Raw genomic sequence first — 13,839 nt, 5'->3', positions numbered from 1 at the left:
GGCGTGGCCAAACGCCATGGCATGGTCGGGCGACCGGTCGAAGAACGCAAGACATCCGCAGAACGCACCGGCCCCGAACCGTGAACGGGATCGGGGCCGGCGACAGGACACGTACGGGTCAGCCGCGTCGGGCGGGGTCCCAGATGCCGGTGATGGGCTGGGCGTAGAGGTCGTTCCTGGTCAGGCTCGGCAGGTGGAGCGCGGCCTCGACGGTGCGCAGCATGCTGTAGTGCGTGTAGCGCAGGTCGCTGGTCGAGCCCGGGCGGACGCCCTGCGAGCCGAGGACCAGGGTCGGGATGCGCTGGAGCTGCTGCTGGCCGTCGGCCGCGTCCTCGTCCCAGGTGAGGATGAGGAGCGAGCGCTGGGTCTTCCAGGCGGGCGAGTTGAAGATCGGCGTGAGGGTGTTCTTCAGCCAGGTGTCGCCGGCGGTGACGCCGCAGCCCTCCATGTCGTCGCAGTCGTCAGCGCTGAGCCAGGAGAAGGTCGGGGTGGTGCTGGTCTTCTGCAGGTCCGTCGACAGCTGCGTCAGCGGCAGCAGGTGGGACTTGCAGTTGGCCGGGTTGTCCTTGACGTCCTTGAAGAAGTAGAACGGCAGGTCGTCGATGGTGTACGCGCCGTGGGCCGTGGTGTCGCAGGGGCCGGCGGCGTTCTCCATGTAACCGCGCCAGCTGCCACCGGCCTTGGTGACCAGGTCGCCGATGTTCGGCGCGTTCACCGTGCTGGTGAACGGCGTGTTGTTGTTGACGTCGAAGAGGCTGCCGCCTGCCAGCGCCACGTAGTTGGGGTCGCTGGGGTGGGTCTCGGCGACGGCGTTCGTCAGGTTGGCGCCCTTGGGGACCAGGCTGTTGATGAACGGCGCGGCGGAGGTGTTGCCGATGATGCCGCTGTAGTCCTGGTTCTCCATCATGACCACGAAGACGTGGTCGTAGCCGGGAACGTGCGCGACCGGCGGGGTGGCCGGGTGCGGGGCCGGGACCGGGGCGGAGAGGTGCAGGGCGAGGTTGTCGACGTAGCCCTGGGCGTGGCCGAGACGGTCGTGCGGCTGCGGGCCGGTGACGGTCATCACCGTGCGGATCGCGCGGGTGCCGCGCGGCAGCTTGCCGACGGCCTGCTCGGGCAGCAGCTCGGTGGCGTAGCCGCGCATGCTCGCGGTGACCGGGCCGAGAGCGGCCTGGCCCAGGACCTTGCCGTGGGCGTCGAGGAAGTAGCTGGTGACCGTCGAGTCGTCGCTGACCGCGCCCGAACCGCCCAGGTAGCCGGTCAGGTTGTAGCTGACGTCGCCGCCGTCGATGCGGTGGGCCGCGGCCGAGACGTCGGCGGTCTGGGTGCCGGTACTGACACCGCCGCCACCGCCCGAGAAGACGTTGTGGCCGCGGTTCCTCGGCCCCGGCGTGGTCGCGGTGGGGAAGTCGGTGATGCCCTCGCCGCCCTCCGCGCCGTAGGCGACGGAGTTGAGCAGGCCGGTGACCCGCCAGCCGGGGACGGTGTTGGTGTCGACGCCGACGTCGGTTCCCGCGCCCTGCTCGGCGTCACCGTTGACGATCAGGTTCGGGCCGGTCCCGACGTTCGGCGCGGGCGGCTCCGGCGTCGGGTGCGGGGTGGGCGGGGCGCCGACGTTGAGCGCGAGCGGCCCGGCCAGCACGGTGTAGCCGTTGTTCGAGAAGAGGTAGACCTGGTAGGCGCCTGCAGCGAGCCCGTAGGTGTCGAAGGTGACGCTGCCACTGGCGGCCGGGGTGTACTGCCAGGTGGTCGAGCCCTGGGTGCCAGGCGTCGCGCCGGCCGTGTAGAGGCCGACCCAGTTGGTCGAGCTCAGGTCCGAGGCGGGCACCGAGTAGGAGAAGTTGACGGCCTGTCCCTTGTAGACCGGGCCGGTCGTGGTCTCGCTGAGCGTGGGGGCCGAGACGGTGGCGCCGGCGACGGCGGGGAGGGCGGAGGCCTGGTAGCCACCGGCGGCGACGAGCGCGAGGGAGAGCGCTGCGGCAGCAGCCAACGTGTGGCGCTTACCGAATCCGCGAAGTTGTTCAGACATGTTGCCGATCCTGAAGGTCTTCGGCGAGGTTTCCGGCTGCCTTCGGGTAACGGGCATCCGTCGTCACGCGAAACATTCGGATCATTGGCCCACACCAGAACTGACCGGCGAGTAGCGCGCACGTCGTCGGCCGATCCACAGCTCTGACACAGACTCACCGCACACCAGCGGCTTTGCCGGGAGCTCAGCAAAAGGCCGCTCGGCCGGATCAAAACCGCAGATACAAACGGACGTTGATTGTTCTCCAGCAGGCTACCCGCGAGTATTGCGCTTCGTTCTGCGCGCTCCTACGCTCAACACCGCTTTCGAGCTTGTCCGGACAAGTGCACCCGATGGCAATGCCGTGCCCCGCAGGCACGGACCGTCCGAACCCCAGGAGCCCTCGTGCGTCACCCCCTCTTCGCGCGCCGATCCGCGTACCCCCTCGTCGCCGCGCTTGCGCTCACCGGCGCCGTCGTCGCCCCGACCCAGGCGGCCACCGCGGCCACCGCCGCGCCCACCCAGCTCTCCGTCTTCGCCTGGAACGTCGACCTGGGCACCGCGGTCGTCGACTCGGTGGAGAACGAGAACGCCGCCGGCCGCACCCCGACCGTCGAGTCGATCATCCGCACGCACGACGCCGACGTGGTCATCCTCGACGAGGCGTTCAACAACACCTCCGACGGCGAGATCCCGTCCGCCCTCAAGGACCTCTACCCGTACGCGACCCCGGTCGTCGGCGAGACCTGCTCCGGCGGCGGCTGGACGGGCATCAGCGGGGACTGCTCGAACTCCCCGTTCGTCATCAACGGCGGGACGATGATCCTGTCCAAGTACCCGGTCGAGAAGCAGTACGCGCACATCTTCTCCAACTCGACCTCCGGCACCTGGGACTACGACGCCAACAAGGGCGCCGACCTGGTCGAGCTGAACGTCAACGGCTCCAACGAGTGGGTCGTCGGCACGCACCTGCAGGCCGACCAGTCCGGCACCTCGACCAACACCACCCAGTCGACCCGACTGGCGCAGCTCGGCGAGATCAAGAGCTGGGTCAACGGCATCGTCGGCACGTCCGCGCCGGTGCTGATCGGCGGTGACCTCAACGTCGAGTACTACGGCGGTGCGTCGCGCGGCGACTACACCAACGCGCAGAACGCCGTCGGCGGCGTCCTGGGCAGCCCGGCCCTGGACCCGAGCCAGTCCATGTACACCATGGACTGCCCGGTCTCGTCGTGGTGCCAGTACATGGGCGGGGTGGAGTCCTTCCCGACCAACTACCAGGACGACCTGGACTACATCGGCTACCTGAACGACGGCAGCCGCCCGGTGCCGACCTCGCTGCCGACCGTCGGCATCGCCTTCGACCCGCAGTCCGGCTGGACCAGCGGCCAGCTCGACACCAACGCGCCGAGCGACCACTACCCGGTGACCGCCACCTTCTCCCTGCCGTAGCCCTCCCAGCCCGGAGCCCCGTCCGATCGTGCCTGCCCGCGACCGGACGGGGCGTCCGTTTTGGCCGTCGACAACACGGAACCCTAGGATCCGGCCGTATGACAGACCGCGCCGCCCATCCCACTGACGCCGCCGTACCGCTGCTGCTGGACGCGACCGCCTCCGGGCGGCCGGGCAGCATCCTGGCCGACGCCGAGCGCGCGGAGGCGGCGGGCGTCGACCGGCTCGTGGTCGCGGAGACCGCGCACAACCCCTTCGTCCAACTCGCCCGCGCCGCCGACCGGACCCGGTCCATCGAGCTGGCCACCGGCGTCGCCATCGCCTTCGCCCGCACCCCGATGACGCTCGCCTACGAGGCCTGGGGCCTGCACGAGGCCTCCGGCGGACGGGCGGTGGTGGGACTCGGTTCGCAGATCAAGCCGCACATCGAGCGCCGCTTCGGGATGACGTGGAGTCAGCCCGCCGCGCGGATGCGGGAGTACGTCCACGCCGTGCGGGCGATCTGGAACAGCTGGCAGCACGGCACCCGGCTGGCCTTCCGCGGCGACTTCTACACCCACACGCTGATGACGCCGGTCTTCTCCCCCGAACCGGTCGCCGCCGGTCTGCCGCGGATCCTGCTGGCCGGCGTCGGTCCGTTGATGACGGCCACGGCGGGCGCGGTCGCGGACGGCTTCATCAGCCACCCGTTCACCACCGTCCCCTACCTCACCGAGCACGTCCTGCCCGGTGTCCTCGCCGCCCGCGCCCAGGCGGAGGCCGAGGGCGCCGCCTGGACGACGGCAGCGACGGCGACGGACCGACCGTTCGAGGTGGTCGGCAACGTGCTCGCCGCGATCGGCCGCACCGGGGAGGAGCTGGCCGCCAACCGCACCCGGGTGCGCGAGCGGATCGCGTTCTACGCCTCCACGCCCGCCTACCGCGCGGTCCTGGAGCGACACGGCTGGGGCGAACTCCAGGACCAGCTGCACCCGTTGTCGGTGCGCGGGCGCTGGCAGGAGATGGGCGCGCTGATCGGCGACGAGGTCTTCGACGCCTTCGCGGTCGCCGGAACCCCGGCCGAGGCGGCCGAGGAGATCCACCGCCGCTACGCGGGCACAGTCACCCGGCTCTCCGTCCACTCCCCCGACGAGGCCGACCCGTCCCTCTCCCTCGACACCCTCACGGCGTTGCGCCGGCTCGAGGGCAGGGGAAACTGACGCTCAGTCAGTCAACGCCACTGCGCCGTCTCCACGTTCGCCGTGGCATCGGTCAGAAACGCCGTCATGCCCGTGGCGATGCCCAGGGCCGCCGACTCCCGCCACGCCGGGGACGTGACGCGGGCGGCGTCGGCCGTGTTGCGCATGTTGGCGCACTCGATGAAGACCGCCGGGACGCGCGACAGGTTGAGCCCGCCGAGGTCGCTGCGGGTGACCAGCGCGGTGCCGTGGCCGAGGTAGCTGGAGTACGGCTCGCCGGTGGCCTGGGCGAAGGCCGCGCGCAGGGCGAGCCCCAGCTCCCGGGAGGGACCGACGATGGTGCTGGTGTCCGCCGCGCCCGCGACGACGAGGGCGGGCAGGATGATGTGGAAGCCGTAGCCGTCGGGCCGCGCGCCGTCGGCGTGGATGGCGACGACCGCGTCCGCCTGCTCGCGGTTGCCGATCGCGGCGCGCTCGTCGACACACGGCCCCCACGGCCGGTCGCCGTCCTGGGTGAGCACGACGCGGGCGCCCTCCGCGCTGAGCAGCGCGCGGACCCGCCGGGCGACGTCCAGGGTGAAGGCGGACTCGGGGTAACCGCCGTCGGTCGCGGTGCCGGTGGTGTTGCAGGCCTTGCGGCCGTTGCCCACGTCGACGAGTTGGTTGATCTCGGCCAGGTGGGCCGGGTTGCCCGGGTTGTGCCCGGGGTCGACGACGACGGTCCGACCCGCCAGCGGGAGTCCGACGTCAGCCGCCATACGCGCTCCCGACGTTCCCGCGCCGCCGGTCAGCAGCGCGCACAGGGCCAGCGCCGCCGCCGTCGGGTACTGCCACATCCAACGCCGTGCCCGCATGCCGTCGCCCTCCGCTCCGGGCGGGCCACCACCGCTCGCCGCGCCTCCAGCGGAGCACGGGGACGCGCGTTGCCACGGCACGACGCACCAGCGCGCCACCCCGGTCCACCCGAACCGAGCAGCGCGCCTCCCCGTGTCCGACGACGGGTCAGCCGAACTCGGCCGCCACCGCCGCGGCCGGGCCGTCCAGGGCGCCGCGCCGCTCGGGCATGTGCAGGCTGACCATCCGGTACCAGCCGCCGACCCGCTCGAAGGCGTAGACGCCCTGGATCCCGGCCGTGATCGCCGTCGTCTTGGCCCTGGGCCAGCGCAGGATCTCGGCCATCCGGGCCATCACCTCGCGGCTGACGTCGCGGTAGACGCGGATCTCCACCTCGGCGGCGCCGTCCAGCAGGTCCTTGATCTGGCGTCCACGGCCCGTCGCGGCGAGCCGCAGCAGTTCCTCGTGGCAGTAGGCGAGGTGGTTGTCCTCGTCCTGGCAGATCATCCGGACCGCGCGGCCGATGTCCGGGTCCTCGCCGAAGTACCGGACCAGCAGCTGCATCTGCTCGGAGGCCCGCTGCTCGGTCACCCGGCTGTGCGCGAGGTAGGCGACCACGTCCCGCTCGTCCAACGGCTGTTCGCCGGACAGCTTCTGGTGGGAGAGGCCGATGCCCGCCCGCTCCAACAGCATGGTGTAGTCGGTCTCCGGAGGGACCGGCACGGGCGTCAACCCCCGCTTGCGCATCAGGGCGTTGAAGATCCGGCCGTGCTTGTCCTCGTCGGCCCCGTGGCGGGCGACGCGCGGCGTCAGGTATCCCATGCCGTCCGGCAGCAGCGCGGCGATCCGGCCGTTCTCCCACCCGCCCTGCGCCTCGCCGCTCGCGGCGATCGAGCAGAAGAGCCGGAACGCTTCGTCGTCGTCCAGGATCTCCTGGAACACGCCCTTGGCGGACAGCACATCCCTCACCTCGTCCGGACGCTCGAGTCTTCGCCCCAGGCTCGCCCGCCCCCTCGGCCCCGGCAACCGGAGCGCCACCGCACGGGTGAGTCGGCGCGGCAGGATGACGCACCAGGTCATTGCCGCCATGACCTGCTGTGACCGGTCCTGTGGCTCAGCCCTCCGGGCCGCTGCCCAGCCGGAGCGGGGAGGACTGCGCGTGACCGTTGGCGTCGGTCCAGCCGAGGGTGACCGAGTCGCCCGGGTGGTGCAGGTCGAGCATCCGGGTGAGTGCGGTCGGGTCGGCGACCTGCTTCCCGTCGAGCGAGGTGATGATGTCGCCGGGCGCCAGGCCCAGCCCGTCGGCCGGTGATCCCGGGACCACCTGGAGGATCTCCGCGCCGCTGGTCCCGGCCACGGACGCGTTGGCCGCGCCCACACCGACGCCGAGCCAGGCCGTCGGGCCGATGTGGACGGTGCCGGACGACTGCCCGGCGGCGATCGCCGCGGCCGTCGTCTGCGCCTGCACCGCCGGGATGGCGAAGCCCTCGGCGGGCCCGGTCTGGAACTGGTAGCTGACGCTGGCGGCGGTGTCGATGCCGATCACCTGCCCGGACGCGTCGAGCAGCGGCCCGCCGGAGTCGCCGGCCTGGATCGGCGCGTCCACCTGGATCAGGCCGTTGAGCTGCTCGGAGCTGCCGCTGCCCTCGTCGCTGGCGATGATCTGTTGGTCGACCGCGGTCACCGAGCCGGTGGCGACGGCCGGAGTGCCGCCCTTACCGCCCGCGTTGCCGAGGGCGGTGACCGCGTCGCCGACGGCGACCTTGGCGGCCGGGTCGAGCTGGAGGGTCTGCAGGCCTGAGGCACCGTGGAGTTGGACGAGCGCGAGGTCGTGGGTGCGGTCGTAGCCGATCACCGAGGCCGTGTAGGTGCGGCCGTTGCCTATGTCGACCCCGCTCAGCGAGGTGGATCCGGTGATCACGTGGTTGTTGGTGAGCACCTCGCCGTTCGAGGTCAGCACAATGCCCGTCCCGGCAGCGGCCGTTCCGGCCAGGTCCTGCTGGCTGAGCAGGTCGACCATGCCGGCGTCCACCCGGGATATGGAGATCGCTGTCGACGACGGCGTGGATGCCGACACCGGCGGGACCGATGAGCCCGCGGACGCCGAGGACGAAGACGATGACGAAGACGAGGAGCTCGCCGGGGACATCGACAGCGAGCATCCCGTAACTCCCAGGACGACCGCGACCGCGCAGCTCACGACCCCTGCCGCATTCCACCGCATGGCGCCTCCTCCGTACTCGGCGCCCCCTTGTCCTGACCCGTGCCCCGTTGGCGGGCCCGGCACGCTCGTCAGGAAGGTAGGAGCCGGATTTTCATAAACGCGCGAGTCTCATGAACGCGCGAATCGCATGAACACAGAGTCAAGCTTTTGACAGTCCATGGACAAACACTGTCCGCGATGACATGATCCTTATGCGTTCACGGCTCCCCCCGGCTCGCGAACGCAGGCGACCCCCGACTGGGCGGGGGTCGCCCCCCGCACTTTCGCGCTCCTGAACCGACGGAGCATGATCCGACGGTACACGCCTCCACCCCGCTCCACCTGCCGCTCCACCTGCGGCACACGCCGGTCTCCACCCGAGGTCCACCCGGCGCTCCACCCCGGAGCCGATCACGGCGGGCGCGTCACTCGGCAGGCTGAAGGACATGAGCCTCACCGACTACCTCCTCAACGCCGTACTGGTCCTCCTTGTCGTCCGGCAGATCCGCGGATCCCGGCTCGACCTGGTCAATCTCGTGCTGCCGCTGGCCATCACGGTCGGTGTCGGCTTCAGCTACCTGCACTCCATCCCGACCGCCGGGAACGACCTGGTGCTGATCGGCGGCCTGGCCGGGCTCGGCGTGGCGCTGGGCATCGGCGCGGCGGCGACCACCCGGCTCAACCTCGGCAAGGACGGCGTGCCGTTCGCCCGGGCCGGAGTCGTCGCAGCCGCGCTCTGGGTCGTCGGCATCGGCCTGCGGATGGCCTTCGCCTTCGCCTCCACGCACGGCATGGGCCCGTCTATCGGCCGGTTCAGCGTCCAGCACTCGATCACCCCGCAGGCCTGGGTCGCGGCGCTGGTGCTCATGGCCCTCGGCGAGGTGGTCTCCCGGATGCTGGTCCTGCGGATCCGCGGCCACCGGCTCACCTCGACCTCCCGCCGCGCCCAGCTGGCCCAGGTGGCGTGACCGGGGCGCTCCGTCCACCAGTCCTCGACGCCGGATTGACGTCGCCTCAGTAACGAGGCGACGCCGACCCGGCGTCCTCGTCGTGACCGTGAGCATGGGCCGGTGAGCGCTCCAGCTCGTCGGCATACGCGTGCGCGTACGCGTGCGCGCAGTCGTCCGGGCGGAAGTAACTCACCCGGGGACCGGGGACGGTCAGCACCGGTCGGTGGGGCGGGGCGCCGTCGGCGACGGAGAGGGTCAGGTCGAGGAGGCCGTCGATGCCCTGGCCGGAGTGGGCGGAAGTGAAGACGACCGGCACGCCCGGGTTGACCCGGTGGATCGCGGCGAGGAAGGCACCGCGGTCGAAGTCGACCGCCTCGGCGAGGTCGTTCCGGGTCACCACCACCGCGTGGGCGAGGCCGAAGCCGAGCGGGGAGCGGAGCGGCCGGTGCTCCCCCTCGGTCACCGAGGTCAGCGCCACGCGCAGCGACTCGCCGAGCGCGTAGGGCGCGGGGCAGGTCGGTTCGCCCGCGTTCTCGACGAGCAGCAGCCGGTTGGGGCACGGCGGCCAGTCACGCAGGTGCGCGTCGAGCATGGCGGGTTCGAGGTGGCAGAGGCCGTCCGTCAGCAGCCGCTTGACCGGCGGCTCCGCCGCTGCCCGGTACTCCAGTTGGGTGGCCTGCCTCGCCGCAGCGAAGGCGGCGACCGGGAGGTCACGCTGCCGCGCGCGGGCGAGAAGCGCCCCCAGGAGGGCGGTGCTGCCGCTGCGCGGGCCGGAGAAGAGGTTGACCAGCGTCGTCCCCCGCGCCGCGAGGTCGCTGCGGAGCCGGTCCGCGCGGACGTCGTACTTGGCGAAGACGGGCTGCGCCGGCCGGGTGACCCGGCACACGGCGTCAGGCCTCCCCGAGCCCCGCGGCGAACCGCAGCTCGGTCCAGTGGACCTGAGCGATGTCCAGCTCCTGCTCGCACAGGGGTCCGCAGGTGTGCCCGTCGTCCTGGAGCGACGGCCACCCGGCGCCACCCATCAGGTCCCGCGCGGCGGGCATCTCCGGCGTCCTCTGCAACTCCTGCGGCTCCTGCAATTCCTGCAACTCGTGCACCTGCTGCAATCCGCCCAATCCCGGTCGCGGCCCCTGCGGTCGCCCTAGTACAGGACCGTCGCACCGCACTCCGCGCCCGCCACGCCGCACCGCTCGCCCGTATGTCCACCGTTCGGACGTACGCACGGAGGCACGACCACAGCGCCGGCGGTGCGGGTACACCCGTTCGGCCCTGTGCACATGCGGGAGCGGAGGAGTGGCGGTAGGTCTGTTGATCGTGCGTCACCCGCACGGGGAGGCCAGGAGTCAGGAGACGTCGTGTCCAACTATCCGCTGTTGAACGTGTTCTGGACCATGCTGGAGTTCTTCCTCTGGATCCTCTGGTTCTTCCTGCTGTTCAAGGTCCTGACCGACATCTTCCGCAGCCACGACATGAGCGGCTGGGGCAAGGCGGGCTGGATCATCTTCGTGATCGTGCTGCCCTTCCTCGGCATCCTGGTCTACGTGATCGCGCGCGGCAGGTCGATGGGCCAACGCGACGCGGAGCAGGCACAAAAGGCGGACGCGGCGTTCAAGCAGTACATCCGCGAGGCCGCCGCGCCCTCCGGCGCGGCGGGCGCGGGCGGCGCGGCAGGCGCGACGGGTACGGGCGGTGCCACGGCCGCGAGCGCCGGCGCGTCGTCCGGTCACGTCGACGACCTGGCCAAGCTCGTGGACCTCAAGAACAGCGGTGCGCTGACGGACGAGGAGTTCCAGCGGGCCAAGGAGAAGCTGCTGAACTAGGGCCTGTCCGGTCCACCGTCCAGCACGCCACGGAGGAACGCCCCATGCGCCGGTACCCCCCGATCGCCGACCGTGGCCTCGTCGGCGACCTGCCGCGCTGGACCGCGACCCGTGACGCGATCCTGCGCCAGGTGACGGAGCACGGCTGGAACGAGGAGCGTCAGGCCTTCGTCCAGACCTACGGCAGCACCGTGCTGGACGCCTCGCTGCTGCTGATGCCGCTGAGCGGCTTCGTCTCCCCCCGCGACCCCCGGTGGCTGGCGAGGCTCGACGCGATGGGCGAGGAAGTCGTCTCCGACAGCCTCGTCTACCGCTACAACCCGGAGGCCTCCCCCGACGGCCTGCGGGGCAGCGAGGGAACCTTCTCGCTGTGCAGCTTCCTCTACGTCAACGCCCTCGCCCGCGCCGGTCGGCTCGAGGAAGCCCGGTACGCCTTCGAGAAGATGCTCACCTACGCCAACCACGTCGGTCTGTTCGCCGAGGAGATCGGCCCGACGGGTGAGCAACTCGGCAACTTCCCGCAGGCGTTCACGCACCTGGCGCTGATCGACGCGGCCATGTCGCTGGACGAGGAGCTGGACCACGACGAGCGGCCGCGGTAGCGGGAGGGGGCTCGTCCATGGAGACGCGTGGGAGTGCCGCCGGTAGGTCGATGGCCCGTGCCGCGCGTGCGGTCTGGGCCTACGTCCGCCGCGCGCCGGGGACGTTCGTCTGGCTGGCCATCCTCTTCGTGACGACGCTGATCATCCGCCACGTCGCTCCGGCGGCCGCAGACCGGATCCTGGAGCGGCGCTCCACCAACATCCACTACCTGGAGAAGTCCCCGGTCCGGGTGCTGATCACCAGCGCGCTGTGGATCTCGGGCAGCGGGTGGTTCTCCTACCTGGTCCTCTACAACATCTTCCACGTCCCGGCCGAACGCTGGCTGGGCACGCTGCGCTGGCTCTGCGTCGCCGCGATCGCACACGTCGGCGCGACGTACATCAGCGAGGGCGTCCTGTATTGGAGCATCCAGCACGGCTACGCCCCCGAGCAGGCCCGCTACACGCTCGACTACGGCGTCAGCTATGCCCTTGCGGGCGTGGAGGCGGTGTTGACGTACCGGATCGCCAAGCCGTGGCGGTACGTCTATGCGGCGGGCGTCGTCCTCTTCTACGGCCTGGACCTGATCCGGAGCCGCGACTTCACCAGCGTCGGCCACTTCAGCGCCGCGCTGATCGGCTTCGCCTGCTACCCGCTGACGCGCGGACGCGGCGAGCCGTGGGACCCGGCGGAGGCGCTCCGCGCCGGGCGGAGGACCTTTTCGAAGTGGCCTCACCGTCAGGCCGCAGGCAGACAGTAGGTGGCGCGACCCGCGACCCGGGGCTCAGTCGGCGAGGACGATCTGCTTCTGCGCGGCGAACTCCTCCTCAGTGAGCACCCCTTGCTCCCTGAGCTGCCCCAACCGCTGCAACTGGGAGATCTTTTGGTCCGTGGTCGAGGCCGCCGCCGGTGGGGGTGCGGCCGGCGGGGACGGAGGTGCGGCCGGTGCGGGTGCAGGGGCTTCCTGTTCAGCCCAACGGCCCGCCTGGCGGCGGGAGACGCGGTTGGACACGGCCGTGGCCGTGCCCGCGACGACGGCGGTGCGCGCGACCCCGCGCAGCAGTCCAGGCATGTCAGGTTCCTCTCGGAGAGAATCCGGTCTTGGAGAATCCAAGCGCGGAGGGAAGTCTCGGCACCAGCTGTGTCCCGCGCGTCCTGCGCTACGCGCTAGCCCAGCGCCTCCAGTTCGTCCAGCGAACGCAGCAGGTCCTGCACCGGCACCCGGCCACTGGCGACCACCTGGGCACCGCCCCTGCGCAGCGCCGCGGCGAACGGACCTGCCCAGGTGTTCTCGTAGATGAGGACACCGGCGGAGTTCCCGGGCTCCAACACCGCCGCCGCCTCGCCGAGGTCATCCGCGCGCAGCAGTCCGGAGGAGACCCCTTCGAAGACAGCCAGGTCCAGCGTTCCGTCCCCGTCGAAGTCGGCGAGCTCCATGGCCGTGACGGTCCCGTCGGCGTCCTTGCGCACGAACGCGAAGTCCAGGATCCGGATGATCCCGCGATCCACCAGGTCGATCAGCAACGGCAGTCCCTCCCCCGTCATCCGGTTGCCTGGGAACTCGACCACCAGGTAGTCGACGGGTCCGCTCTCAGTCAACTCATCCTGAGCCATGCCACGCTCCCTTCGCACAGCAGTTGTCGCGCGGCGCAACGGGGCCGAACGCAATTCAGACACTATGGACACCGTCGCGGGCGCGAATCACCTGCGCCGGGTGAGTGAACGCGCTGCGCAGGAAGCGGTCAGGGGTCGCTCCTCTCAGCTCGGCGGTCGCGCGCCCGGCGGCGCAGCTGCCACCCCGCGCCGACTGCGATGGAGGAGCCCGCCAGTACGAGCCCCAGCAGCGGCCACTGCTGATCGGCCAGTCGGGCCCCTGTCAGGAGAACCAGCAGCACCAGGGCCACGACGAGCAGAACCGAGGCCACGGCACGCACGACCGCCGCCAGCAAGCCGGGGTCCGTCCGGGCCGTGGCCTCCGCCTCGCTCCGCGGCGCCGCCTTCCCGCCGAAGTAGAACGCGCTCGCCCGCTCGGCCATCGCACGGCCCGCGCGCCGGTAGGAGATGGCCATGTACGGCAACCACACCAGCGGAGCGACGATCCCGACGACCACGACAGCGCCGAGAAGCAGCCACTGACCCGCACGCCGCAACCACGAGGTCGACGCTTGGGCCGCGCCGACTTGGCGCAGGCCCAGGATGCTCGCCATCCGCATGGTCACGTGCCACAGTCCCGCGGGCCGCCCGCTCCGGCCCGCGGCGGAAGCCCCGTTTGCGGCGGTGCCGGCCAGCGCCGCGGCGGCGGACCCTGCGTCGGGGTGGACCCCTTGCAGCACCAGCAGTTCGGCCGCACGCCCAGGCGCCCGGGGATCGCTCCCGGCCAGACAGGCCAGCCCGAGCAGCCACTGGGCCTGGGCGAGCAGGGCCCGACAGAACGCCACCGGGATCCAGGCAAGGAACGGCCCGCCGACGAAGGCACCCTCGGCCACCGACGCCCGTACTCCGCGAGTGATCACCTGCTCGCGGAGGCGCTCCGCGTCGGCGTCCGGCAGACGACGCCGCAACTGCTCCACGCTCACGTGAGCCCGCGGGCCCATCTCCCGCACAGCGAACAGGGCCAGCTCCTCCGGGATGCGCGCCGGCTCTCGCCGGATCCGCGCCAGCAGCGATCGTGCCCTGTCCTCGGCGGGGTCGTCGGAACGGGCAGGTGGTGCCTCGGCCATCGCCCGCCTCCTTGGGCCCTACGCGCCCGCTGCTCGTCCCGCCCGCACGAGCAACGCCCGGCCCGTCGGGAACTGCGCCGTCGCTGCGTCCC

The 13,839-nt window shown here is 71.4% G+C and carries 14 protein-coding genes and 1 pseudogene; 6 read left to right on the top strand and 9 right to left on the bottom strand.

All coding sequences use genetic code 11. The features are described from left to right. Nucleotides 1–118: 118 nt before the first annotated feature. On the bottom strand, nucleotides 119–2,029 hold the full coding sequence (locus ABH928_RS32745) for an alkaline phosphatase family protein (protein WP_370072322.1): 1,911 nt from the start codon (nucleotides 2,027–2,029) through the stop codon (nucleotides 119–121). Between the two features lie 384 nt (nucleotides 2,030–2,413). Here ABH928_RS32745 and ABH928_RS32740 point away from each other — a divergent pair, with 384 nt between their 5' ends. Further along, the gene (locus ABH928_RS32740; protein ID WP_370072321.1) at nucleotides 2,414–3,460 is read left to right on the top strand and encodes a sphingomyelin phosphodiesterase; all 1,047 of its coding nucleotides are present in this window, start codon (nucleotides 2,414–2,416) and stop codon (nucleotides 3,458–3,460) included. A gap of 98 nt (nucleotides 3,461–3,558) precedes the next feature. Continuing rightward, complete coding sequence (locus ABH928_RS32735) at nucleotides 3,559–4,659, top strand: TIGR03617 family F420-dependent LLM class oxidoreductase (RefSeq protein ID WP_370072320.1); 1,101 nt, start codon at nucleotides 3,559–3,561, stop codon at nucleotides 4,657–4,659. An 11-nt stretch (nucleotides 4,660–4,670) separates the two neighbouring features. On the opposite strand, the gene ABH928_RS32730 is transcribed toward ABH928_RS32735, so the two are convergent. From ABH928_RS32730 to ABH928_RS32720, 3 genes are all read right to left on the bottom strand, one after another. Next, on the bottom strand, nucleotides 4,671–5,492 hold the full coding sequence (locus ABH928_RS32730; protein WP_370072319.1) for an N-acetylmuramoyl-L-alanine amidase: 822 nt from the start codon (nucleotides 5,490–5,492) through the stop codon (nucleotides 4,671–4,673). A 148-nt stretch (nucleotides 5,493–5,640) separates the two neighbouring features. Next, nucleotides 5,641–6,432 carry a ferritin-like domain-containing protein gene (locus ABH928_RS32725; RefSeq protein WP_370072318.1) on the bottom strand — a complete coding sequence of 264 codons (792 nt, stop codon included), beginning with the start codon at nucleotides 6,430–6,432 and terminating at the stop codon, nucleotides 5,641–5,643. Between the two features lie 154 nt (nucleotides 6,433–6,586). Then, nucleotides 6,587–7,549 (bottom strand): S1C family serine protease, encoded by a 963-nt coding sequence (locus ABH928_RS32720; protein WP_370072317.1) that lies wholly within the window; start codon nucleotides 7,547–7,549, stop codon nucleotides 6,587–6,589. A 572-nt stretch (nucleotides 7,550–8,121) separates the two neighbouring features. On the opposite strand from ABH928_RS32720, the gene ABH928_RS32715 reads away from it, so the two are divergent. Further along, a complete protein-coding gene (locus tag ABH928_RS32715) occupies nucleotides 8,122–8,643 on the top strand; it encodes a hypothetical protein (protein WP_370072316.1) in 522 nt (173 codons plus the stop codon). A gap of 46 nt (nucleotides 8,644–8,689) precedes the next feature. Here the strand turns inward: ABH928_RS32715 and hypB are convergent, their stop codons facing one another. Together hypB and ABH928_RS32705 are read right to left on the bottom strand one after the other, a co-directional pair. Next, nucleotides 8,690–9,511, bottom strand: coding sequence for a hydrogenase nickel incorporation protein HypB (gene hypB, locus ABH928_RS32710; protein WP_370072315.1), 822 nt, complete (start codon nucleotides 9,509–9,511; stop codon nucleotides 8,690–8,692). Nucleotides 9,512–9,515: 4 nt separating this feature from the next. Further along, nucleotides 9,516–9,668 (bottom strand): hypothetical protein, encoded by a 153-nt coding sequence (locus tag ABH928_RS32705; protein ID WP_370072314.1) that lies wholly within the window; start codon nucleotides 9,666–9,668, stop codon nucleotides 9,516–9,518. 312 nt (nucleotides 9,669–9,980) lie between these two features. Between ABH928_RS32705 and ABH928_RS32700 the strand changes: the two genes are divergently transcribed. The 3 genes and pseudogenes from ABH928_RS32700 to ABH928_RS32690 all read left to right on the top strand — a co-directional run bounded on the left by ABH928_RS32700 (nucleotide 9,981) and on the right by ABH928_RS32690 (nucleotide 11,787). Next, nucleotides 9,981–10,445: an SHOCT domain-containing protein gene (locus tag ABH928_RS32700; protein WP_370072312.1), complete on the top strand. Its 465-nt coding sequence runs from the start codon at nucleotides 9,981–9,983 to the stop codon at nucleotides 10,443–10,445. Nucleotides 10,446–10,510: 65 nt separating this feature from the next. Beyond that, a pseudogene (locus ABH928_RS32695) lies at nucleotides 10,511–11,047 on the top strand (glycoside hydrolase family 15 protein); the annotation flags it as partial. A 17-nt stretch (nucleotides 11,048–11,064) separates the two neighbouring features. Then, the gene (locus tag ABH928_RS32690) at nucleotides 11,065–11,787 is read left to right on the top strand and encodes a rhomboid-like protein (protein WP_370072311.1); all 723 of its coding nucleotides are present in this window, start codon (nucleotides 11,065–11,067) and stop codon (nucleotides 11,785–11,787) included. Between the two features lie 24 nt (nucleotides 11,788–11,811). Here ABH928_RS32690 and ABH928_RS32685 read toward each other — a convergent pair whose 3' ends face one another. From ABH928_RS32685 to ABH928_RS32675, 3 genes are all read right to left on the bottom strand, one after another. Beyond that, the gene (locus ABH928_RS32685) at nucleotides 11,812–12,099 is read right to left on the bottom strand and encodes an SHOCT domain-containing protein (RefSeq protein WP_370072310.1); all 288 of its coding nucleotides are present in this window, start codon (nucleotides 12,097–12,099) and stop codon (nucleotides 11,812–11,814) included. A gap of 95 nt (nucleotides 12,100–12,194) precedes the next feature. Beyond that, complete coding sequence (locus ABH928_RS32680; protein ID WP_370072309.1) at nucleotides 12,195–12,641, bottom strand: DUF6325 family protein; 447 nt, start codon at nucleotides 12,639–12,641, stop codon at nucleotides 12,195–12,197. Nucleotides 12,642–12,769: 128 nt separating this feature from the next. Next, nucleotides 12,770–13,747, bottom strand: a complete 978-nt coding sequence (locus ABH928_RS32675) for a hypothetical protein (protein ID WP_370072308.1) — start codon at nucleotides 13,745–13,747, stop codon at nucleotides 12,770–12,772. Nucleotides 13,748–13,839: the final 92 nt, after the last annotated feature.

The organism is Streptacidiphilus sp. MAP5-3, assembly GCF_041262505.1.
Classification (GTDB): Bacteria; Actinomycetota; Actinomycetes; order Streptomycetales; family Streptomycetaceae; genus Streptacidiphilus.
Note: the sequence above shows the minus strand (reverse complement) of the source record. Positions and strands in the feature narration are given on the sequence as shown.

Bases quoted from the DNA above. Each gene is read 5' to 3' on its own strand.
- ABH928_RS32735 (WP_370072320.1), top strand. From the start codon at position 3,559: ATGACAGACCGCGCCGCCCATCCCACTGACGCCGCCGTACCGCTGCTG.
- ABH928_RS32730 (WP_370072319.1), bottom strand. From the start codon at position 5,492: ATGCGGGCACGGCGTTGGATGTGGCAGTACCCGACGGCGGCGGCGCTG.
- ABH928_RS32680 (WP_370072309.1), bottom strand. From the start codon at position 12,641: ATGGCTCAGGATGAGTTGACTGAGAGCGGACCCGTCGACTACCTGGTG.
- ABH928_RS32675 (WP_370072308.1), bottom strand. From the start codon at position 13,747: ATGGCCGAGGCACCACCTGCCCGTTCCGACGACCCCGCCGAGGACAGG.
- ABH928_RS32690 (WP_370072311.1), top strand. From the start codon at position 11,065: ATGGAGACGCGTGGGAGTGCCGCCGGTAGGTCGATGGCCCGTGCCGCG.
- ABH928_RS32715 (WP_370072316.1), top strand. From the start codon at position 8,122: ATGAGCCTCACCGACTACCTCCTCAACGCCGTACTGGTCCTCCTTGTC.
- ABH928_RS32685 (WP_370072310.1), bottom strand. From the start codon at position 12,099: ATGCCTGGACTGCTGCGCGGGGTCGCGCGCACCGCCGTCGTCGCGGGC.
- ABH928_RS32745 (WP_370072322.1), bottom strand. From the start codon at position 2,029: ATGTCTGAACAACTTCGCGGATTCGGTAAGCGCCACACGTTGGCTGCT.
- ABH928_RS32705 (WP_370072314.1), bottom strand. From the start codon at position 9,668: ATGCCCGCCGCGCGGGACCTGATGGGTGGCGCCGGGTGGCCGTCGCTC.